Source organism: Plantactinospora sp. B5E13 (assembly GCF_039871775.1).
Taxonomy (GTDB): Bacteria; Actinomycetota; Actinomycetes; order Mycobacteriales; family Micromonosporaceae; genus Plantactinospora.
Genome location: NZ_JBDPLT010000046.1, coordinates 1 through 21,133 on the forward strand (window position 1 = coordinate 1; position 21,133 = coordinate 21,133).

General features: G+C 70.9%; 16 protein-coding genes. 10 read left to right on the forward strand and 6 right to left on the reverse strand.

What is annotated here, in order from left to right:
- Window positions 1-123: 123 nt before the first annotated feature.
- Complete coding sequence (locus tag ABGB05_RS29445; protein ID WP_347657184.1) at window positions 124-1,914, reverse strand: 5'-nucleotidase C-terminal domain-containing protein; 1,791 nt, start codon at window positions 1,912-1,914, stop codon at window positions 124-126.
- Window positions 1,915-2,077: 163 nt separating this feature from the next.
- Between ABGB05_RS29445 and ABGB05_RS29450 the strand changes: the two genes are divergently transcribed.
- Complete coding sequence (locus tag ABGB05_RS29450) at window positions 2,078-2,968, forward strand: isocitrate lyase/phosphoenolpyruvate mutase family protein (protein ID WP_347657185.1); 891 nt, start codon at window positions 2,078-2,080, stop codon at window positions 2,966-2,968.
- Between the two features lie 121 nt (window positions 2,969-3,089).
- Entirely contained in the window at window positions 3,090-4,277 is a 1,188-nt protein-coding gene (locus ABGB05_RS29455) for a M20 family metallopeptidase (protein WP_347657186.1), read from the forward strand.
- Here the strand turns inward: ABGB05_RS29455 and ABGB05_RS29460 are convergent.
- Window positions 4,267-5,019 carry a hypothetical protein gene (locus ABGB05_RS29460; protein WP_347657187.1) on the reverse strand — a complete coding sequence of 251 codons (753 nt, stop codon included), beginning with the start codon at window positions 5,017-5,019 and terminating at the stop codon, window positions 4,267-4,269. The two genes, ABGB05_RS29455 and ABGB05_RS29460, sit on opposite strands and share 11 nt — an antisense overlap.
- Before the next feature lie 75 nt (window positions 5,020-5,094).
- Here ABGB05_RS29460 and ABGB05_RS29465 point away from each other — a divergent pair, with 75 nt between their 5' ends.
- Window positions 5,095-5,979, forward strand: coding sequence for a LysR family transcriptional regulator (locus ABGB05_RS29465; protein ID WP_347657188.1), 885 nt, complete (start codon window positions 5,095-5,097; stop codon window positions 5,977-5,979).
- Between the two features lie 677 nt (window positions 5,980-6,656).
- Complete coding sequence (locus ABGB05_RS29470) at window positions 6,657-7,307, forward strand: hypothetical protein (protein WP_347657189.1); 651 nt, start codon at window positions 6,657-6,659, stop codon at window positions 7,305-7,307.
- 76 nt (window positions 7,308-7,383) lie between these two features.
- Here ABGB05_RS29470 and ABGB05_RS29475 read toward each other — a convergent pair whose 3' ends face one another.
- Both ABGB05_RS29475 and ABGB05_RS29480 read right to left on the reverse strand, forming a co-directional pair.
- Window positions 7,384-8,043 carry a nucleotidyl transferase AbiEii/AbiGii toxin family protein gene (locus tag ABGB05_RS29475; protein WP_347657190.1) on the reverse strand — a complete coding sequence of 220 codons (660 nt, stop codon included), beginning with the start codon at window positions 8,041-8,043 and terminating at the stop codon, window positions 7,384-7,386.
- Entirely contained in the window at window positions 8,040-8,420 is a 381-nt protein-coding gene (locus ABGB05_RS29480; protein WP_347657191.1) for a hypothetical protein, read from the reverse strand. Before ABGB05_RS29480 ends, ABGB05_RS29475 begins: the two co-directional genes overlap by 4 nt.
- A 257-nt stretch (window positions 8,421-8,677) precedes the next feature.
- Here ABGB05_RS29480 and ABGB05_RS29485 point away from each other — a divergent pair, with 257 nt between their 5' ends.
- Window positions 8,678-9,568: a hypothetical protein gene (locus ABGB05_RS29485; protein WP_347657192.1), complete on the forward strand. Its 891-nt coding sequence runs from the start codon at window positions 8,678-8,680 to the stop codon at window positions 9,566-9,568.
- Window positions 9,569-9,741: 173 nt separating this feature from the next.
- On the opposite strand, the gene ABGB05_RS29490 is transcribed toward ABGB05_RS29485, so the two are convergent.
- Both ABGB05_RS29490 and ABGB05_RS29495 read right to left on the reverse strand, forming a co-directional pair.
- A complete protein-coding gene (locus ABGB05_RS29490; protein ID WP_347657193.1) occupies window positions 9,742-10,722 on the reverse strand; it encodes a magnesium transporter CorA family protein in 981 nt (326 codons plus the stop codon).
- Window positions 10,723-11,049: 327 nt separating this feature from the next.
- Complete coding sequence (locus ABGB05_RS29495; protein ID WP_347657194.1) at window positions 11,050-12,318, reverse strand: cytochrome P450; 1,269 nt, start codon at window positions 12,316-12,318, stop codon at window positions 11,050-11,052.
- 227 nt (window positions 12,319-12,545) lie between these two features.
- Here ABGB05_RS29495 and fdh point away from each other — a divergent pair, with 227 nt between their 5' ends.
- The 5 genes from fdh (at window position 12,546) to mmsA (ending at window position 21,133) form a co-directional block, all read left to right on the forward strand.
- Window positions 12,546-15,830 (forward strand): formate dehydrogenase, encoded by a 3,285-nt coding sequence (gene fdh / locus ABGB05_RS29500; RefSeq protein WP_347657195.1) that lies wholly within the window; start codon window positions 12,546-12,548, stop codon window positions 15,828-15,830.
- Between the two features lie 2 nt (window positions 15,831-15,832).
- Complete coding sequence (locus tag ABGB05_RS29505) at window positions 15,833-16,876, forward strand: 4Fe-4S dicluster domain-containing protein (RefSeq protein ID WP_347657196.1); 1,044 nt, start codon at window positions 15,833-15,835, stop codon at window positions 16,874-16,876.
- Window positions 16,873-17,988, forward strand: coding sequence for an NrfD/PsrC family molybdoenzyme membrane anchor subunit (gene nrfD / locus ABGB05_RS29510; RefSeq protein ID WP_347657197.1), 1,116 nt, complete (start codon window positions 16,873-16,875; stop codon window positions 17,986-17,988). Before ABGB05_RS29505 ends, nrfD begins: the two co-directional genes overlap by 4 nt.
- Before the next feature lie 23 nt (window positions 17,989-18,011).
- Entirely contained in the window at window positions 18,012-18,908 is an 897-nt protein-coding gene (locus ABGB05_RS29515; protein ID WP_347657198.1) for a formate/nitrite transporter family protein, read from the forward strand.
- 686 nt (window positions 18,909-19,594) lie between these two features.
- On the forward strand, window positions 19,595-21,133 hold the full coding sequence (gene mmsA / locus ABGB05_RS29520) for a multiple monosaccharide ABC transporter ATP-binding protein (protein WP_347657199.1): 1,539 nt from the start codon (window positions 19,595-19,597) through the stop codon (window positions 21,131-21,133).

Sequence of the window (21,133 nt, forward strand, 5' to 3'; positions counted from 1 at the left end):
TCCGTGCAGATGGTTGTCTTGGTCGATAACCCATCTACCGGAGACCTCACCGCATCCCGGTCACCGACACGCCCAGCCGATCTACCTCACAGCCAGGACCACAGGGCACTTATGACACACGGCCTAGAAGACCGGTACGCCCTCCCGGACCAGCCGCCAGTTCGGCTGGAAGAAGTCGGCCGGGTCGATGCTGCCCCGCTCCTGCGCCCAGTCGATCAGCAGCTGGCGGATCTCCTGCTGCGCGTTGTAGACCTGGGTCTTGACGATGCCCGGGAAGTTGCCGCCGCCGCTGCGCCGGTAGTTGTTCACCGCGACCACGAACTGGTCGGTGTCGGCGACCGGGGTGTCGGTGCCTGACCGGACGAGCCGGGTGATCCGCTGCCCCACCGGCCGGCTGATGTCGATGTCGTAGTCGACGCCGGAGAGGGCGTCGTAGTTGTAGTCCGGCACCGCCGGGTCGCTGATCTCCGCCGGGTCGACCGGTGCGCCCGGGCCGAGGGTCCGGAAGTACTTCGCCGAGTACTCCAGATAGGCCCGTACCTCGGCGCCGCTGAGCACCACCGCTTCCAGCGTGTTGTCGTAGATGTAGAGCCCGGCCACGTCCTTGATCCGTACGTCGCCGGCCGGGAAGACCGCGGTACGGCTGAACGGCGCGGCGATCGACAGCACCGGCAGGCTCGCGTACTGACTGCCGGCCAGCGCGGCGGTGACCACGTCGGTCTGCACCTGATTGATGTAGTCGAGGATCGGGGTGTCCTTGTACCGGGACTCCGCCGCCGACAGTTCCACCGCCGAGGTGGCGACGACCTGGTTGACGTAGGCGACGGTCTTGTCGTGCTGCCGGCGGACGGCCGCGAGTACCAACGGATGCTCCGGCACCGTGTTGGTGTTCAGCATGGTGGCCCGCTTGCCGGTGATCCGCCAGCGGCCGTGCTGCCGTTCCAGGGTGAAGTCCATCCGGGTGAGCCGCTGGCCCCACTTCGACGGCTCCGACATCAGCACCCGTTCGCCGGTGACCCGGTTGACGACAAACCGCTCGACCACCTCGGCGTGGGCGTGTCCGAACAGGATCGCGTCGATCCCGGGCACCTGTTCGGCGATGAGCGCGCACGGGTTCTCGTTCGGCAGTTCCGGGCCGTAGCTGGAGGTGCCGCTGTCGCCGCCGTGCGCGGAGATCAGTACGACGTCGGCGCCACGTTGCCGCATCACCGGCACCCAGCGCGCGGCGGTCGCCACCATGTCCTCGAACCGGAGTCTGCCCTCGACGTGGGCCCGGTCCCAGATCGCCGTACCCGGGTTGGTCAGGCCGAGGATGCCGACCCGCAGGGTCGGGGCGCCGGGTCCGAGCGAGACCTTCTTGATGACGTACGGGGTGAACGCCGGCTTGCCGGTCCTCTCGTTGACCGCGTTCGCGGCCAGCGCCGGGAAGCCGAGCTGCCGGATCCACCGGTCGAGCAGCGGCAGCCCGTAATTGAACTCGTGGTTGCCGAGCGTCACCGCGTCGTAGTCGAGGATGTTCATCGCCCGGGCCATCGGGTGCGTCTCACCGGTGGAGGTGATCGGTTCCTGCTTGGCGTAGTACGTGGCCAGCGAGGTGCCCTGGATCGTGTCACCGGCGTCCAGTACCAGCGTCGCGCGACCGCGCCGTTCGGCCCGGATCCGCGTGACGAGGCTGGCCAGCTTCGCCACGCCGACGTCGTTGTGTGCGCTGTCGTCGTACTCCGCGTCCCGGTAGTAGTCCCAGTTGTAGACGTTGCCGTGGGTGTCGGAGGTACCCAGCACGGTGAGGTCGTAGGTTTTCGGCCTGGTCGGACCGTGGGCCTGTGCCGGTGCCGCGGCGACAAGCGGCGCTGTCGCGGCGGCGGCGGCGACCGCGAGCACCTGGCGCCGGGAGGGGCCGGTGAGAGGGGACATGCCGAGCCTTTCTCAGGGGTTGACGAGCGCCTGGTGGGCGCCGAGGGCACCCTAACCATCGGCTCCGCCTCCTGCCAGCTCACCCGTTACCCGGCGGTGCCCCGAGCCCTCGTCGCCGACACTGTGGTCGGCACCGAAGTGTCCGGGACCTACCGTCGATGACATGGAAGAACCCCGTACCCGGCGCCGCCCCGGACCGGCCGAGACCTTCGCCGCGCTGCACCACCGCGTCGGCCGGCCATTCGTCCTACCCAACGCCTGGGACGTCACCTCCGCCCTGCTGCTGGCCGACGCGGGCTTCCCGGCGATCGGCACCACCAGTCTCGGCGTCAACGCCGCCGCCGGTTCCCCCGACGGCGACGGCGACGGCGCCGACCGCGCGGTGGAACTGGCCCGACGGCTCGTGCCCCGGCTTCCGGTGCCGCTCACCGTCGACCTGGAGAACGGCTACCACGACGACGCCGCCACGATCGCCGCGCTCGGTGCCGAACTCGCCGCGCTCGGCGTCGCCGGAATCAACCTGGAGGACGGCCGGGCCGACGGGCGGCTGCGTACCCCGGACGAGCAGGCGGCCATCATCGGCGCGGTCGTCGCCGCCGCGCCCGGACTCTTTGTCAACGCCCGCACCGACACCTACTGGCTGCGGACCGGGGCGGACGAGAACAGCAGGTTCGACGAGACCCTCCACCGGCTGACCCGGTACCGGGCCGCCGGCGCGTCCGGGGTCTTCGTACCCGGCCTCACCGACCCCGGCCGGATCGGGGTGGTGACGGCCGCGGTGCCGTTGCCGCTGAACATCCTCTGGTATCCCGGTGCCGACCTCGCCGGGCTCGGTGCCGTCGGGGTGGCCAGGGTCAGCACCGGCTCCGCCCTCTACCGGCACGCCCTGGCGGCCGCACTGTCCACCGCGGCCGCCGCCCGTACCGGGGCGGTGCCACCGGTCGACCCGGTCGACTACCACCGGATCCAGGAGCGGCTCCACCTCGCCGACGGGGCCACCGCCGAGCCCGGCGGGTCAGGAACCGTACCGGGAGCTGTTTCCGAGCAACCCTGAAAGCGCTGGTCACCACCGGGATGCGTGGCCGCCGCGACTGTCGGACCGGCCGGCCGGACGGATAGGATCTTGGGGATCGGTCGGACGAGCCGGCGGGGCGGCCGGAGAGGGCGGGGACACGATGGGCCTGCGAGCGGACGCGGCGGAGATCCAGGACGAACTCGCCATCCTGCGGCGGGAGTTGCACCAGATCCCGGAAATGGGGCTCGACCTGCCGCGTACCCAGGAACGGGTGCTCGCCGCGCTCGAACCGTTGCCCCTGGAGGTGAGCACCGGCAAGGGGCTCAGTTCCGTCACCGCCGTGCTGCGCGGCGGCCGCCCCGGTCCGGTGGTGCTGCTCAGGGGCGACATGGACGCGCTGCCGGTGACCGAGGAGACCGGTCTCGACTTCACCTCCCGACACCCGGGGTTCATGCACGCCTGTGGGCACGACCTGCACACCGCCGGCCTGGTCGGGGCCGCCCGGCTGCTCGCCGCCCGCCGCGCGGACCTCGCCGGCGACGTGGTCTTCATGTTCCAGCCGGGTGAGGAGGGCTACGACGGCGCCCGCCACATGATCGAGGAGGGCGTGCTGTCCGCCGCCGGGCGCCCGGTCGAGGCCGCGTACGGCCTGCACGTGCTGTCGTCGATCCTGGAGCGGGGGGTCTTCTCCTCCCGACCCGGGCCGTTGATGGCCGCCTCGGCCGGTCTTTTCGTCCGGGTGATCGGGGCCGGTGGCCACGGGTCCCGGCCGGAGTCGGCCCTGGACCCGGTGCCGGTCGCCTGCGAGATGGTCACCGCGTTGCAGACCATGGTGACCCGCCGGTTCAGCGCGTTCGAGCCGGTGGTGGTCACCGTCGGCACCTTCCATGCCGGTACCCGTCGCAACATCATCCCGGACGAGGCGGCGTTCGAGGCGACCGTCCGGACCTTCGATCCCGCCGTCGACGCACAGGTCGGGGCGTACGCGGTGCGGCTCTGTGAACAGATCGCCGACGCGCACGGTCTGCGGGTCGAGGCGCGGTACGAGCCGGAGTACCCGGTGACCGTCAACAACGCCGCCGAGCACGAGTTCGCCGCCGACACCGTCCGCGAGGTCTTCGGCGAGGAACGGTTCACGCCGATGGAGCACCCGATGACCGGCTCGGAGGACTTCTCCCGGGTGCTGGCCCGGGTGCCCGGGGCGTTCGTCTTCCTCGGCGCCTGCACCACCGACGACCCGGCCACCGCGCCGTCCAACCACTCGCCCCGGGCGGCGTACGACGACAGCGTGCTCGCCGACGGTGCGGCGCTCCTCGCCGAGTTGGCGGTACGCCGGCTCAGCCGGTGACCGGTGCCGGTCGCGCGGTGTGGCCCTCGGCGCGCACCGCCGCCGCGGCCGCGAAGGCTCGGATCGCCGGGTGCGGGACGGCCCCGTCCCCGGCCAGTTCCGGTTGGAAGAGGGTGGCGAGGAAGAACGGGTGTCCGGGAAGTTCGGCGATGCGGAGGTCACCGTCGGCGTCGAAGCCGCTGAGCCGAAGGCCGTACTCCTCGAGGGTCCGGAGATAGGACCGGTTGATGCCGTACGAGCAGTGGTAACGCTCCTGGCTGCGGCTGGTGCCCAGCACCCGTTCGGCGAGGGTGCCCGGTGTGGTCAGCACCGTCCCCTCCCGCCCGACCAGGGAGCAGGACAGCGCCTCGACCAGCAGGTTCTCCCCGTCCGGGGCGTTCTCGGCGTGCGCCACGTCGACCAGCCCGCAGACGTTGCGGGCGTACTCCAGCAGGGCGTGTTGGAAACCGCCGCAGGTGCCGAGGAACGGGACGGCGCTCTCCCGGGCGACCCGGACGGCGGCGACCGCGCCGGCCTCGCTGCGGTACGGGCTGCCCGGCACCAGCCAGATCCCGTCGAATCCGACCAGCGTCGTCGGGTCCTCGACGTCCGAGGTGGCGACCCAGTAGACGTCGAGGTCGAGTCGGTCGCGTTCACGGAGCGTGTCGAGCAGGGCGGGGATCCGGGCGTGTGCCCGTACGTGCGGGGAACGGTCGCCGACCAGGGCGATCCGGGCGCTGAACGCGCTGTGGTGCTCGGTCATGTCCCCATCCTCGGCGCTCCGGCCTGTACAGCGCAAACGATGATCCGTGCATGATCGATAAGCGATACTGATGGGGTGGACCCCCACCTGTTGCGTACCTTCCTGGCGGTGGCCCGGTGCGGCTCCTTCTCCGCGGCGGCGCACCAGCTCGGCTACACCCAGTCGGCGGTTTCCCAGCAGATCGCGGCTCTGGAACAGGACCTGGGCGTGGCCCTGCTGCACCGCCGACCGGTGGGCCCGACCGGCCCCGGCGAACGGCTGCTCGAGCACGCCGCGACGATCCTGCTCCGGCTGGACGCGGCCCGGGCGGACGTCCGGCGGGCCGGCGCCGAGCCACCCGGGCGACTTCGGCTCGGCGTGACCCCGCTCGCCGTACCGGAACGGGTGGCTCGGGCGCTCGCCGTCGTACGCCGGTCCCGGCCCGGCCTGGCGGTGACGATCGGCTCGGGCGGCCGGTCGGCGGTCGCCACCGGGTTTGTCACCGGCGAGTACGACGTCGGCCTTGTCACAGGTGTGGTCGCGCCCAGTGACCCGCTGCCGCTGGCCGACCTCGGCGTCACCGCCGGCGTCGCGATTGCCGAGGAACCACTGACGGTGCTGCTTCCCGACGGCCACCCGCTGGCCGGGCGCGCCGAACTCCGGTTGGACGACCTGCTGGACGCCCGCTGGATCGACGCCCCCGACGTGGCCGCGCCCCTGTCGGAACTGGGCGCCGCGGCCCGCTCCGACAGCCCGCGTTCCACCATCTGTTACGACGGCACCGACCTGCGGAATCTGCTCGTCCTGGTCGCGGCCGGCCACGGTCTCGCGGTACTGCCCGGGTCAGCGGTACCGGGTCTCGCCGGGGTCTGCATGGTGCCGCTCACCGCTCCGCGGCTGGTCCACCGCACCGAACTGCTGCGGGCGGCAGCGGAGGCGCCGGCGGTGGGTGCGTTCGTCAGCATCCTCATCGGAGCGTGACGGGTAGTGATGATATCTGGCCGGGCGGTAAGGTGTCCCGGTGTCCGAAGGGGAGGACGTGTCGGGGCCGCGACCGAACCCCTCACCGTCCGGTTCGCCCGTCCCGTCGATGCGGGTGAGAGTCGCCTCAGCCACCGTGTGGGGTTGGTGTTCCTGGAAACGATCCCGGGAGTGAATCGACGCTGCCGATCCGCTGTGGGCTGACCGGCCGTGCGCTGGGCCGGCGGGCAGATACCGACCCGACTGTCCGGTCTGCCCGCGCGGTTACGCTCCGGGGGGGAACTGAGATGTTCGGGTGCGGAGTCCGGTCTCCGGGATGCCCGCCCCGGAGGCGAGTGGTTGCCGGCCGGTCGTTCCCGGTGTCCGGTTCCGGTTGATGATCAACTCGATCCGGTGGAATGTTGGCGGGCTGGGGGTCGTTACATTACGCGTACGGCTGAGTAGCACGGCCGCTGGGCTGGGCTGATGGGTTCGGGTCTGGGAATGATCCGGGGTTGCCGGTCGTTACATATGGCGTTCGCTTGAGTGCCTGCCCCTCTTTGGTACGTGGCGATCGAGCTTCTGGTCCCCGGGAGAGTGTTGGTTCTTCTGGTGTGGGCCGTTCTCTTTCTCTGGCACCGCACACATGCCCCCCGTGTGTGTGGGTGTTCATCCCCGATTGGAAGGAACGAACGATCATGAACAGGATGCTGTTCGGTCGGTGGATTCCGGCCATCGCTGAGACTTCTCTGGTTCGTAGGACGGCGCTGGGTCTGACTGGTCTGGCGTTTGTTGGTGGCGCTGTCGCTGGTCCGGCGGTTGCCGCGCAGGCCGCTCCTGAGCATCACGGGGTGAACCTGGTGGCGCAGTCCGTGGTCGTGGACAAGGGCGATCACAAGCCGTCGCGGGACCGGCTGGTTCCGCATGGTGTGCAGGGTGCGCAGGCGTCGATTCCGATCTCGCCTGAGCAGGCGGACAACGTGAAGGCGATTGTGAAGGCGACGAAGAAGGCTGGTCTGGACGAGCGGGCCGCGGTGATCGCCGTGGGTACGTCGCTGCAGGAGTCGAAGTTGGAGAACCTGGGTGACCTGGGTGCCAACAACGACCATGACTCGCTGGGTCTGTTCCAGCAGCGTCCGAGTTCGGGTTGGGGTTCGCCGGACCAGATCATGGACCGGGAGCATGCCACGACCGCGTTCCTGGACGGGTTGAAGCAGGTGGATGGTTGGCAGGATCTGCCGCTGACCGTGGCCGCGCAGAAGGTGCAGGTGTCGGCGTACCCGGACGCGTACGCGAAGTGGGAGAACCAGGCTGCTGACCTGGTCGCCAATGCCTGGAACAACAGCTAAAGAAGCGTGAACGATCCGCTGGCCGGGTCCCCACCACGGGGACCCGGCCAGCGGTGCACCCGTGGGCCGACCCCGGTCAGCGTGGCCAGCCGGCCAGCTTCTCGCGGATCTGCCGCACCTGGTCGGCGTCCCGCCCGTAGCGGGCGAAGCGTCGGTCGGGCAGCCGGTCCAGGTAGCGGCCGACCGCAGGAACGTCCTCCGGGTCGATCGCCGGGTCGTACTCGTGGGCGAGCCGGAGCAGGTCGGCGATCGTGTAGCGGTCGAGCGCGGCGGCGATGTCGATGTAGTCCCGGACCTCACGCCTGGTGATCAGCGCGGCGGTCTTGCTGGCCACCAGGTCCTGGACGTGCATCACCGGGCCGAGGTCCATCACCACCGGGCTGCGGTGCCGGTCGAGTCTGCCCAGGCTGAGCCGCAGCCGCCGGCCGCCCTGGCCGACCAGGAAGTCCTTCATGTCGAGCGCGAACCCGTCGAACAGTCCGGCAAGATCGGCCGACGGGTCCTCGTCGGCGACGGTGAACCCGGCCGCCGCCAGGGCGGCCCGGACCTCCGCCGCCGCGTTCGCCGCCGCCCCGTCGACGTCGGCGAACAGGTCGACGTCCTCGGTGGGGCGGCTGACCAGACCGTGTGCGGCCCAGGCGATGCCGCCGCCCAGGACAAAACCGTGTTTGTCAGCCACGGAGAGGGCGACCCGGGCGACCTGACGGTAGAAGTCGTCGAGATGGCTGGTGGTCATGCCGCCAGGCGGTCGCCTGACGAGTCGGCGGCCGGGCCGCTGGCCAGCGACGGGTGCCGCGACTCCCAGGCCGTCCGTACCCCACGGGGCAGGTTGAGCGCCGGCCACACCCGGCGGAGCAGGTGGCCGTTGAGGTAGCGGCGCAGGTCCTCGGTGCGGGTGCTCTCCCGCAGCACGTTCTCGTACATCCAGAGCAGTTGGTCCGGGTCGGCCAGCTCGAAGACCCGGTCCGGACCCCACATCAGCCGCAGCGGCAGAGTCACCCGGCCCCGGGTCGGCCCGGTCAGCTCGGTCACGGTCGGCGTCACCACGGCCGGCCGGCCCGGTCGGGCGAGCGGGGTCACGGTGGTCGACGACGCCCCGGCGGCGTACTGCATGCGCTCAGGGTAGCCCGAAGGTCGCGGAGCCGGTTGATCCCTACCCGAATTCGCCGCTCCGTCCGACTCGGGGCGCCGGCCCGGGCCGCACGACGGCCAGGGGAGCAAATCCGGAATGCCGGACCCGTCCGCCTGGTTATGCCTGCTGGTACGCCCGCGAGCTCCGCCCCCTGGATCGCGGGCGTACCTCTTGCGTGCTGGGGCCCGTCGCGTCCAGCGCCACCTCCCGGAATCCAGATCGAAAGGGCAACCATCAGATGAACCCGATCTTCGGGCGATGGCTCCCCGCCATCGCGGAGACCGTCACCACGCGATGGCTGCCGGCCGTCGCACAGAATCCGGCCGTACGCCGCATCCCCGCCGCCGCGGAGACCGTCACCGCGCGGTGGCTGCCCGCCATCGCGTCGAGCCCGGCGGTACGCCACCTGCCCGCCCTCGCCGAGAAGCCGGTTGCCCGGCGTACGGCGCTGGCCGTCGCCGGCCTGACCTGCGCGGTCGCCTGCTCCGCCGTCGGCGGTGGGGTGTCCGGAGCGACGACGACCGCCGCCCCGGGCCAACCGGCGACCCCGGCCGGGTACACCCAGACGATGCCGGCGGACGCCCCGCAGGGCGGTGCGGCCCAGGACCGGCCCACCCAGGACCACAACACCGCCCCGGACAGGTCGGACGACGGGCGCTCGAACCCGGACGACAACCCGGGCCGGGACACGCTGGTCCCGCACGGGGTGCAGGGCGCCCAGTCGCACGTCGACCTGGACGACGACCAGTGGGACAACGCGCGGGAGATCGTGCGGGTCGCCCGGCGGCAGGACGTCGGGCCGCGAGGCGCCGTGATCGGGGTGGCCACCTCGCTGCAGGAGTCGAAGCTGCGTAACCTCGGCCACCTGGGCGCCTGGAACGACCACGACTCGTTGGGCCTGTTCCAGCAGCGACCGTCGTCCGGTTGGGGCGCACCCGACCAGCTCACCGACCGGGACTACTCGGCGGGTGCGTTCTTCAACGGGCTGAAGCGGGTCAACGACTGGCGGGACCTGCCGCTGACCGACGCCGCCCAGGCGGTGCAGGTCTCGGCCTACCCGTTCGCGTACGCGCAGTGGGAGGACCAGGCCGCGGACATCGTCGCGCACGTCTGGCGGGACGCGCGCTGAGCAGCCCCGGAAACGCGACATGGAGCAGTCCGGGAACGGACTGACCAGCCAGGAAAGGGGCCGGCCGGAGCCGGCCCCTTTTCGTGTCGCCGGCCGCCGCGACCCGCCGGTCCCGGAGGCAGATCCACTCCCTCCTTGCGGAAGACTCAGATCCACTCTTTCTTGCGGAAGACTCAGATCCACTCTTTCTTGCGGAAGACCAGGTACAGCGCGATCGCCAGGCCGAACGTCGCGACCAGCGAGACGATGAACTCGCCGTGGGTGTGCCGCCAGGGAAAGGCGAGGTTCTGGCCGAAGAACCCGGTCACCGCGGTCGGCACGGCGATGATCGCCGCCCACCCGGTGACCTGCTTGACGATCAGGTTCAACTGGTTGTTCTGCAGCGTCAGGTTCGTCTCGAGCATCGTGGTGTCGAGGTCACGCAGTGATTCACTCCACTCGATCACCCGCAGCACGTGGTCGTAGAGGTCCTGGTAGTAGGGGAGCATCTCGGTGTCGACGGCGTGCATCGTCGGCCGCATCAGCGCGTTCACCACCTCGCGCATCGGCAGGGTGACCTGCCGCAGCCGGACCAGGTCCCGGCGGGCCAGGAAGATCCGCTTCTGCACCTCGTTGCGGTTCATCGCCTGACGGTGGAACATCGCGTCCTGCACCTGTTCCAGCGACGCGTCGAGTTGCTGTACGGCCGCGAAGTGCCCGTCGATCAACGTGTCGAGCAGCCCGTGGAGCAGGAAGGCGACCCCGTACCGGGCCAGTTCGGCGCCCTCGTCCCACCGGGCCAGCACCTGACTGATGTCGAACCCCTCGTCGTAGCGGACCGTCACCAGCACCCGGGGCTTGATGAACGCCGACACCTCGACGTCCTCCAGGCCGCCGGACGCCTCGAGGCGGACCATGTAGGTGTTCAGGAACAGGTGGGTGTCGTACCGGTCGAGTTTGGCCCGCTGGGCCTGCTGGACCACGTCCTCCAGCGCCAGTTCGTGCATGCCCAGCTTCTCGGCGAGCAGCCGCAGGTCACGTTCCTCCGGCCGGCAGATGTCCAGCCAGGCAAACGTCTGGTCGTCGCGGTCGAGCCGGTCGCCCACCTCCTCGGGCGGGAAGTTCTCCTCGACCAGGGCGCCGTCGCGGTAGAGCCGGGTCAGGAAGGCGCCCACTCGTCGCCCCTCCGCTCCAGGTCCGGTTCCGGGATCCGCCCGGGGACGCCGGGCCGCGGCGTCGTCGCCTCGTCGAGGCAGGGCGGGACGACGCCGCGCGGCGCGTGGTCGGGCATGCGCCGGGATAGCCGGTGGCGAAAGCCCTAAACCACGAGCGGCCCGGAACTCCTCGAACGGTCGACAGCGGGCCCGGACGTACCCGGTCTCCCGACGCCGGGCCGGGCGGCCCGACCCCGGCCCGGCGGCCTGGTCGGGCGATGACCGGGAGACGGTCACCGCCCGACCGCGGCGTCCGACGTTTCTTGGCGTTCGGCTCCCGGCTCGGGGTCAGTCCGGCATCGCGACGCCGAGCGGCGCGCTCGGGGTGAACGTGCTCGGCATCGTCACGTAGCCGTTGATGATGCCGACACTCTCGTTCTGCCGGGTGCCGGCCTGGTCGATCACGTAGTCGGGCATCCGTTCCAGCAGCCGCTGCGCCATCAGCCGGAACCAGAGTCGGGCGTACTGCAGCCCCATGCAGCGGTGGATGCCGACGCCGAAGCTGGTGTGCCGGTTCGGTGTCCGGTCGAGGCGCACCTCGTCGGGCTCGGTGAAGACCGACGGGTCGCGGTTCGCGGCGGCGAAGGACATGAAGACCCGGTCGCCCTCCCGGATCTGCTGGCCGTTGACCACGGCGTTGCGGGTGGCGGTCCGGGCGAAGCCCATCGCCGGCGGGAAGATCCGGAGGAATTCCTCGGTGGCGTGCTCCCACAGGGCCGGGTCGACGCGCAGCCGCTCGCGGTGCTCGGGGTGTTCGGCCAGCCAGTTCATCGCGTGGGCGAAGAGCGCCGTGGTGGTGTGCACCCCGCCCTGGATGACCAGCAGCGCGATGATCACGACCTCCTCGTCGGGCAGCGCCCGACCGTCGATGTTGCCGTTGGCCAGGGCGCTCAGCAGACTCTCGTCGGGGGTTTCCCGCAGTCGCGGCAGCAGGGCGGCGATCGCGCCGCCGAGCTGACCCACCACCTGCACGTTGTGGGCGAAGTCGGGGTCGCTGGGCGGGCACGCGGCGAGTCGGTGCATCGGCTCGGCGTACGTCTGCCAGTCGTCCAGCGGCAGCCCGAGCAGCTTCATCGTGGCCAGTGCCGGCATCGGGTTGCCGAGGTCGAGGACGAGGTCCATCCGGCCGCCAGCGCAGACCCGGTCCAGCAGGGCGTCGACGGCCTGCGCGGCGAACGGCTCGCTGGCCCGGGCCGCGGTCGGGCTGAAGAACGGGTTCAGGATCCGGCGGTACGCGTTGTACTCCGGCGGGTCCAGTTCCAGCGGGATCTGCGGCAGCGGGTTCGGCGGGATGACGATGCCCTGGCGGGGGTCGGACGGGTCGGCGGTGTTGCGGCCCGAACTGAACGTGGCGTCGTCGCGCATCACCTGGTTGAGGCTGGCGTGGTCGGAGACCACCCAGAAGCCGCCGTAGGCGTCGGTCCGGGCCACCGGGCAGCGGGTCAGCAATTCGTCTGAGATCTTCCGCCAGTTGGTGCGGTACTCGGGGGAGTGGTGGTCGAAGTCGATACGTGGGGGAGTGGCCGGATCGGCATCGATAGATTGATCGACAGACATCGCGACAGCGTACTGCCGGAAACCGCTCCGCGGTGACCATCGTCCGGGCTACGGTCTGGGTGGGTTTCCGCGCTTCATCCCTTCTCGCAGGTCACGGCGTTTCCGGAACCGGACGGGGGTTTCCCGGTTCGGGGCGGGTCGCCGGGTTCCTGCCACCTGGACGGCGGGAACCGTGGGACGACCGGTGGTCGGGGCTGACCGACATTTCCTGGAGGGGGTGCTGGGCAATGGGGATCCGCACCTTCATCGAAGGGTGGCCGGTGTACCGGCAGCTCACCGGCACCGATCCGCTCGGCCGGGGGGCGGCGGCGCAGTCTCCCCGCTCCGCCGGGCTGACCCCGCGTACCGACACCGCCGACTCGGTGGCCCGCTCGGTCTGCCCGTACTGCGCGGTCGGCTGCGGCCAGCGGGTGTACGTCTCGGACGGCCGGGTCACCCAGATCGAGGGCGACCCGGACAGCCCGATCTCCCGGGGCCGGCTCTGCCCCAAGGGTTCGGCCAGCCTGAACCTGGTCACCAGCGAGCTGCGTCAGCAGAAGGTCCTCTACCGGCGCCCGTACGGCACCGAGTGGGAGGAACTCGACCTGCCGACCGCGATGGAGATGATCGCCGACCGGGTGCTCGCCGCCCGGGACGCCACCTGGGAGGACGTCGACGACCAGGGCCGCCCACTGAACCGCACCCTGGGCATCGCCTCGCTCGGCGGCGCCACCCTGGACAACGAGGAGAACTACCTCATCAAGAAGTTGTTCACCGCGATGGGGGCGATCCAGATCGAGAACCAGGCCCGGATTTGACACTCCGCCACCGTCCCCGGTCTGGGGACCAGCTTCGGTCGCGGTGGCGCGACGGCCTTCCAGCAGGATCTGATCAACAGTGACTGCGTCATCATCCAGGGCTCTAACATGGCCGAGGCCCACCCGGTGGGCTTCCAGTGGGTGATGGAGGCGAAGGAACGCGGCGCCAAGATCATCCACGTCGATCCGCGGTTCACCCGGACCAGCGCGCTGGCCAACAGCTACGTACCGATCCGGGCCGGCACCGACATCGCCTTCCTCGGCGGGATCGTGCACCACATCCTGGAGAACGAGCTGGACTTCCGGGAGTACGTGCTGGCGTACACCAACGCCGCGACCATCGTCAGCGACGACTTTCGGGACACCGAGGAACTCGACGGCCTCTTCTCCGGCTACGACCCGGAGACGGCCAGCTACGACCAGCGCAGCTGGCAGTACCGGGGGCAGGAGAGCAACGGGAAGAACGACACCGTCACCGAGCGGGAGAGCGCGGCCGGACTCCGGCACGAGTCGCACGGCGCGCCGATCTCCGGAAACACGATGCGGGACGAGACCCTGCAGCACCCGAACTGCGTCTACCAGATCCTCCGGCGGCACTACGCCCGCTACACCCCGGAGATGGTGGAGCGGGTCTGCGGGGTGCCCCGGGAGAAGTTCGAGGAGGTGGCGAAGGCCTGGACGGAGAACTCCGGTCGGGACCGGACCACCATGCTGGTCTACTCGGTCGGCTGGACCCAGCACACCGTCGGGGTGCAGTACATCCGGACCGGGGCGATCATCCAGTTGCTGCTCGGCAACATGGGCCGACCCGGCGGCGGCGTCCTCGCGCTGCGCGGGCACGCCAGCATCCAGGGGTCGACCGACATCCCGACCCTGTTCAACCTGCTGCCCGGGTACCTGCCGATGCCGCAGCATGAGCAGCACCAGACATTCGACGACTGGGTCACCGCCATCGCGCACCCCGGCCAGAAGGGCTTCTGGGGCAACGCCCGGGCGTACGCGGTCAACCTGCTCAAGGCGTACTGGGGCGCGGCGGCGACCCCGGAGAACAACTTCTGCTACGACCACCTGCCCCGGATGACCGGCGACCACGGCACCTACCAGACCGTGTTCAACATGATCGACGGCAAGGTCAGGGGCTACTTCCTGCTCGGACAGAACCCGGCGGTCGGGTCCGCGCACGGCCGGGCCCAACGCCTCGGCCTGGCCAACCTGGACTGGCTGGTGGTCCGCGACCTCTTCCTGATCGAGAGCGCCACGTTCTGGAAGAACAGTCGGGAGGTGGAGACCGGCGAGATCGTCCCGGAGCGCTGTCGTACCGAGGTCTTCTTCCTGCCGGCCGCCTCGCACGTCGAGAAGGAGGGGACCTTCACCCAGACCCAGCGGCTGCTGCAGTGGCGGGAGAAGGCCGTCGACGCGCCCGGCGACGCCCGCTCCGAGCTGTGGTTCTTCTACCACCTCGGCCGGATCGTCCGGGACCGGCTGGCCGGTTCGACCCGGCCCCGGGACCGGGCCCTGCTGGAGCTGGTCTGGGACTATCCCACGCACGGTCCGCTGGCGGAGCCGAGCGCCGAGGCGGTGCTGCGGGAGATCAACGGGTACGAGATCGCCACCCGCCGCCCGCTGGCCAGCTTCACCGAGATGCGCGACGACGGTACGACACTCGGCGGCTGCTGGATCTACACAGGTGTCTTCGCCGACGGGGTCAACCAGGCGGCCCGGCGCAAACCCGGCCGGGAGCAGAGCTGGGTCGCCCCGGAGTGGGGCTGGGCCTGGCCGGCGAACCGGCGAATGCTCTACAACCGTGCCTCCGCCGACCCGGAGGGCCGGCCGTGGAGCGAACGCAAACGCTACGTCTGGTGGGACGAGCAGGCCGGCCAGTGGGTCGGTGAGGACGTACCGGACTTCGAGAGGACCAAACCGCCGTCGTACCGGGCGCCCGAGGACGCCACCGGGGTCGCCGCGCTCGACGGCACCGACCCGTTCATCATGCAGGGTGACGGGAAGGGCTGGCTGTACGCGCCGGTCGGCGTACTGGACGGGCCGCTGCCCACCCACTACGAGCCGGCCGAGTCACCGGTGCGTAACCCGCTCTACGGCCAGCAGGCGAACCCGACCCGCAAGCTCTACCGTCGCACCGACAACCCGACGAACCCGAGCCCGCCGCAGCAGCACAGCGACGTCTTCCCGTACGTCTTCACGGTCAGCCGGCTCACCGAGCACCACACCGCCGGCGCGATGAGCCGGATGGTGCACCACCTCGCCGAACTGCAGCCGGAGATGTTCGTGGAGGTCTCGCCGGAGCTGGCGGTCGAGCGGGGGCTGACCCACCTGGGTTGGGCGCACATGGTGACCAGCCGGGGCCTGATCGAGGCCCGGGTGCTGGTCACCGACCGGATGGCCCCGATCCGGCTGGAGGGGCGGGTGATCCACCAGCTCTGGCTGCCGTACCACTTCGGCACCGAGGGACTGGTCCGGGGCGAGCCGGCCAACGACCTGTTCGGCGCCACCCTGGACCCGAACGTGCTGATCCAGGAGAGCAAGGTCGCCACCTGCGACGTACGGGCCGGGCGACGGCCGACCGGCCCCGCGCTGCTCGACCTGATCGCCGACTACCGCCGCCGGGCCGGCCTCGACGGTCACCACCCGCCGGTCGTCACCGCCGCCGAGCGGCCGGGCGACGGCGCCGACGACGGCACGGACCGGAAGGAATGAGCATGGTCGAGATCCGACCGGCCGTCGCGGTGAACCCCGCCGAACGGGCCGGGTACGTGGACCCGCCGCCCCGGATGGGGTTCTTCACCGACACCAGCCTCTGCATCGGTTGCAAGGCCTGCGAGGTGGCCTGCAAGGAGTGGAACCTGGTGCCGGTCAGCGGTCTCGACCTGCTCGGGATGTCATACGACAACACCGGAGCGCTGACCGCGAACTCGTGGCGGCACGTCGCCTTCGTGGAGCAGTCCCGTCCGGTCGGCTGGCAGGCGTCGGCGCCGCTGGCCGGTACCCCGACCGGGGCGCCGGTCGGGGTGGCCACCGCCGAGACCGGGGCCGGGACCGTCGTCGACACCGGCACGGATCCCGGGGTCCCGTCGGCGCCCGACCCCGCCCCGGCCGGCCGGATGGTCGACGGTACGCAGTTCCTCGGCATGCCCGGCACCGAGCTGCCCGGTCGGGGCGACCGGGGCGGGCGGGCCGACCTGCGCTGGCTGATGATGTCGGACGTCTGCAAGCACTGCACCAACGCGGCCTGCCTGGACGTCTGCCCGACCGGGTCGCTGTTCCGCACCGAGTTCGGCACCGTGGTGGTGCAGGAGGACATCTGCAACGGCTGCGGCTACTGCATCCCGGCCTGCCCGTACGGCGTCATCGACCAGCGCCGGGGCGACGGCCGGGCCTGGAAGTGCACCCTCTGCTACGACCGGACCAAGAGCGGCCGGACCCCGGCCTGCGCCCAGGCCTGCCCCACCGAGTCGATCCAGTACGGCGAACTCGACGAGCTGCGTGAGCGGGCCCGGGCCCGGGTCGAGCGGCTGCACGCCGACGGGATGCCGGAGGCCCGCCTCTACGGCCACGACCCGACCGACGGGGTCGGCGGGGACGGCGCCTTCTTCCTGCTCCTCGACGAACCCGAGGTGTACGGTCTGCCACCCGACCCGGTGGTGACCACCCGGGACCTGCCCCGGATGTGGCGGTGGGCCGGAGCGGCCGCGTTGACCATGGCGGCCGCCGCGGTGGCCGCGTTCGTCGGGCGGCCGTCGTGACCGGCCGCGGCCTGCCCGGCGAGCCGCTGGGGGAGCGGTTCCGGCAGTTCCGGGCCCGGCTGGAGCAGCCGAACGGCGGTGGGCTGCGTCGGGGCGCCCGCCGGGGCGGCTCGGCCGGGCCGGGCCTGGTGGCCGGTGAACCGCGGCCGGTGCCGCCCGCCGGGTTCGCCTCCTACTACGGTCGGCCGATCCTCAAGGCTCCGGTGTGGCGACACGACATCCCGGCGTACCTGTTCACCGGCGGGCTGGCCGCCGGGACCGCGCTGCTGGCCGCCGGTGCCGACCTGACCGGTCGTCCGGCGCTGCGCCGGTCCGGCCGGCTGGTGGCGCTCGGCGCGGTCGCCGCCAGCACCTACTTCCTGATCAACGACCTCGGCCGGCCCGCCCGGTTCCACCACATGCTCCGGGTGGCGAAACCGACGTCGCCGATGTCGATGGGTACCTGGATCCTCGCCGCGTTCGGTCCGGCCGCCGGGCTGGCGGCGGTCAGTGAGGCGGCTCCGCTGCTGCCCCGGCACGGGGTGTCCGGGCTGGCCCGCCGGCTGCTGCCGGTAACCGGTCGGGCCGCCGGTCTGGCCGCCGCCGTCACGGCGCCGGCCCTGGCGACGTACACCGGGGTGCTGCTGGCGGACACCGCGATGCCGGCCTGGCACGACGCCCACCCGGATCTGCCATTCCTGTTCGCCGGCAGCGCGCTGGTGGCCGGCGCGGGTGCCGGCCTGGTCGCCGCCCCGGTCGGCCAGGCGGGCCCGGCGCGCCGGCTGGTGGTGGCCGGGGCCGTGGTGGAGACGCTGGCCGAGCACCGGATCTCCCGGCTGGGGCTGACCGGCGAGCCGTACCGGGTGGGACCCGGCGGGCGGATGCTGCGGAGCAGCCGGCTGCTGCTCGCCGTCGGGACCGCCGGGGCGTTGCTCGGCCGGCGCAGCCGGGTGCTCTCGGTGCTCTCCGGTGCCGCCCTGCTGGCGTCGTCGGTGCTGACCCGGTTCGGGGTCTTCGAGGCGGGGGTCGTCTCCGCCCGCGACCCGAAATACACGGTCGTGCCACAGCGGGAGCGGCTGGAGCGACAGGCGTCGACGTCGGCCGGTGGGCCGGCGGCGGCGCCGGGTGGGTGAGCGTCGAACCATCAGGGGGAACCATGGGCTTCAAGACACCCGACCAGATCGCGACCACGGCGGTCAACGCCGGCGTGGTCAAGGCGAACCTCAGCCCCGACCGCATGCTCGTGGGCGGGATCCTGGCCGGTGCCTACATCGCCTTCGCCGGCCTGCTCGGCGTTGTCGTCACCGCCGGCATGCCCGTCGCGGTCTGGGGGAACCTCTCCACCCTGATCTTCGGGGCGGTCTTCGCCGCCGGCCTGATCTTCGTCGTGATCGCCGGCTCCGAGCTGGTCACCGGCAACATGGCGCTGCTACCGCTGGCGCTGACCTCCGGACGGACGACAGTCGGACGGGCCGCGACCAGCCTGCTGCTGGTGACCGTCGGCAACCTGATCGGTTCGCTGTTCGTCGCCTACGTGCTCGCGATCCGGACCGGCGTCATCGGCGACGCGGGTTCCGCCGCCGGGACCGGGGGAGCGCTCACCTTCGCCAAGCTCGCCGCCATCGCCGAGGGCAAGGCACTGAACGAGGACAGCGTCCAGATCTTCCTGCGGGCGCTCGGCTGCAACTGGCTGGTCTGCCTCGCCGTCTGGATGTCCTACGCGGCCGAGGACATCGCCGGGAAGATCCTGGCGATCTTCTTCCCGATCATGGCGTTCGTGGCGCTCGGCTTCGACCACGTGGTCGCCAACATGTTCTTCCTCCCGGCGGCGATGTTCGCCCACGTCCCGGGGATCGGCGCCTGGGATGTCGTGCACAACCTCCTGCTCGCCTTCGCCGGCAACCTGGCGGGCGGAGCGCTCTTCGTCGCGGGCTTCTACTGGTTCCTCTACCTGCGCGGGCAGGCCCGGCCGCTCGCGCCGGACGGGGTCCAGGTCACCCCGACCCCGGACAAGCGCAGCAAGGGCGGCCAGGACGCGGCCGGCCCGCGCTGACCACCGGACGGCCCACCGCGACGACGCCGTCCGGCCGAGTCCGGTCACCGATCGTCCGACACGCCATCCGGCCAACGGTACGCCGCGGGTCACCGTTCCCGGTGCTTCCGGTGCCGGTGCCGGTGTATCCCCGGTCACCGGAGGCCGGCGGGCCGGCAAGCCCCGGGCCGGACGACCGGGTGACCGGGGTCTGACCTGGGCCACCCGACGTGATCGGGTTCAGGTGCACCCGATATGGTCCGGACGAGTCGCCACGGGTGCTTGCGGCGGCTGAGCGGACCAGCAGCACGTCCCCGGGGCGTCCCGCCCTTCGCAGGACGCGCCGCCGCGTGTGTTCTTGCTCTCTTTTTCCGCCCCGGCGGGCCGCCACAACCGACCCGCTGGCCTGCGCCTGCCTCGCTACTCACAGTAGTTGCGCGTCTGGTGGTGTTGACCACTGGATTGACGCCCAGGACACGGCACCGAAATGTTGCGAAACAAGTTCGCCTCCAATAAGTTTCACGCGGCAACAAAACAGTGTCAGCGATGACGAGCTGCCCGGAGGCAACAATGATGTTGGTGACGTGGCGCGGCCACCGGCCGCCGGACGCGTCCGGATCCCTCCGGCGCCGCGGTGACGGAGGCCACGCGGTTCCGGCCACGAGCGGTCCGTACGTCGTACGGGCCCGGCTCGGGGAGCGTGTGTCATGAGCCCCGCACCTGTCCTGCTGGAGATGCGCGGGATCACCAAGGAGTTCCCGGGGGTCAAGGCGCTCTCCGACGTCAACCTGGTGGTCCGCAAGGGCGAGATCCACGCGATCGCCGGCGAGAACGGGGCCGGCAAGTCGACCCTGATGAAGGTGCTCAGCGGGGTCTATCCGTACGGCAGCTACTCCGGCCAGATCCTCTACCAGGGCGCGGAGAGCCGGTTCTCGGACATCCGGGCCAGCGAACAGGCCGGCATCGTGATCATCCACCAGGAACTCGCCCTGGTACCCGGCATGTCGATCACCGAGAACATCTTCCTCGGCAACGAGCCCGGCCGGGCCGGCGTGATCGACTGGAAGGCCGCCAACCGCCAGGCGCTGGAGCTGCTGGCGCGGGTCGGTCTCCAGGAGGACCCGGACACGCTGATCAAGGACATCGGCGTCGGCAAGCAGCAGCTCGTGGAGATCGCCAAGGCCTTCGCCAAGAACGTCAAGCTGCTCATCCTCGACGAGCCGACCGCCGCGTTGAACGAGGCGGACTCCCAGCACCTGCTGGACCTGCTCCTCGGCTTCAAGCAGCGGGGCATCACGTCCATCATCATCTCGCACAAACTGAACGAGATCGCCCAGATCGCCGACTCGATCACCATCCTGCGTGACGGTCACACCATCGAGACCCTCGACATCAAGGCGGACGGGGTCGACGAGGACCGGATCGTCCGGGGCATGGTCGGCCGGGAACTGCACAGCCGGTTCCCGGACCACACCCCGAAGATCGGCGAGGTGTTTTTCGAGGTCCGCGACTGGACCGTCCGGCACCCGATCTCGTCCGACCGGCTGGTCGCCAAGGGCTCCAGCTTCTCCGTGCGGCGGGGCGAGATCGTCGGCTTCGCCGGGCTGATGGGCGCCGGCCGGACCGAACTGGCGATGAGCCTCTTCGGCCGCTCCTACGGGACGTACGTCTCCGGGCAGATCTTCAAGGACGGCCGGGAGATCGTGCTGCGGACGGTGGCGGACGCCATCGACCACGGGTTGGCGTACGTCAGCGAGGACCGCAAGTCGCTCGGGCTGAACCTGCTCGACGACATCAAGACCTCGGTGACCGCGGCCAAGCTCGGCAAGATCACCCGCCATGGCGTGCTCGACCACGTCGCGGAGCACCGTGCCGCCGAGGGCTACCGGACCAGCCTGCGGGTCAAGACCCCGACCGTCGACGAGGGCGTCGGCAAGCTCTCCGGCGGCAACCAGCAGAAGGTCGTGCTGGCGAAGTGGATGTTCACCGACCCGGACCTGCTGATCCTCGACGAGCCCACCCGGGGCATCGACGTGGGCGCCAAGTACGAGATCTACGGCATCATCCAGCAGCTCGCGGACCAGGGGAAGGGCGTCATCGTCATCTCGTCCGAGCTGCCGGAGCTGATCGGGCTCTGCGACCGGATCTACACGGTCTTCGAGGGCGCGATCACCGGCTGCATCGAGCGGCGGGACGCCGATCCGGAACTCCTGATGAAGCAGATGACCTCAGCGAAGAAGGCATGA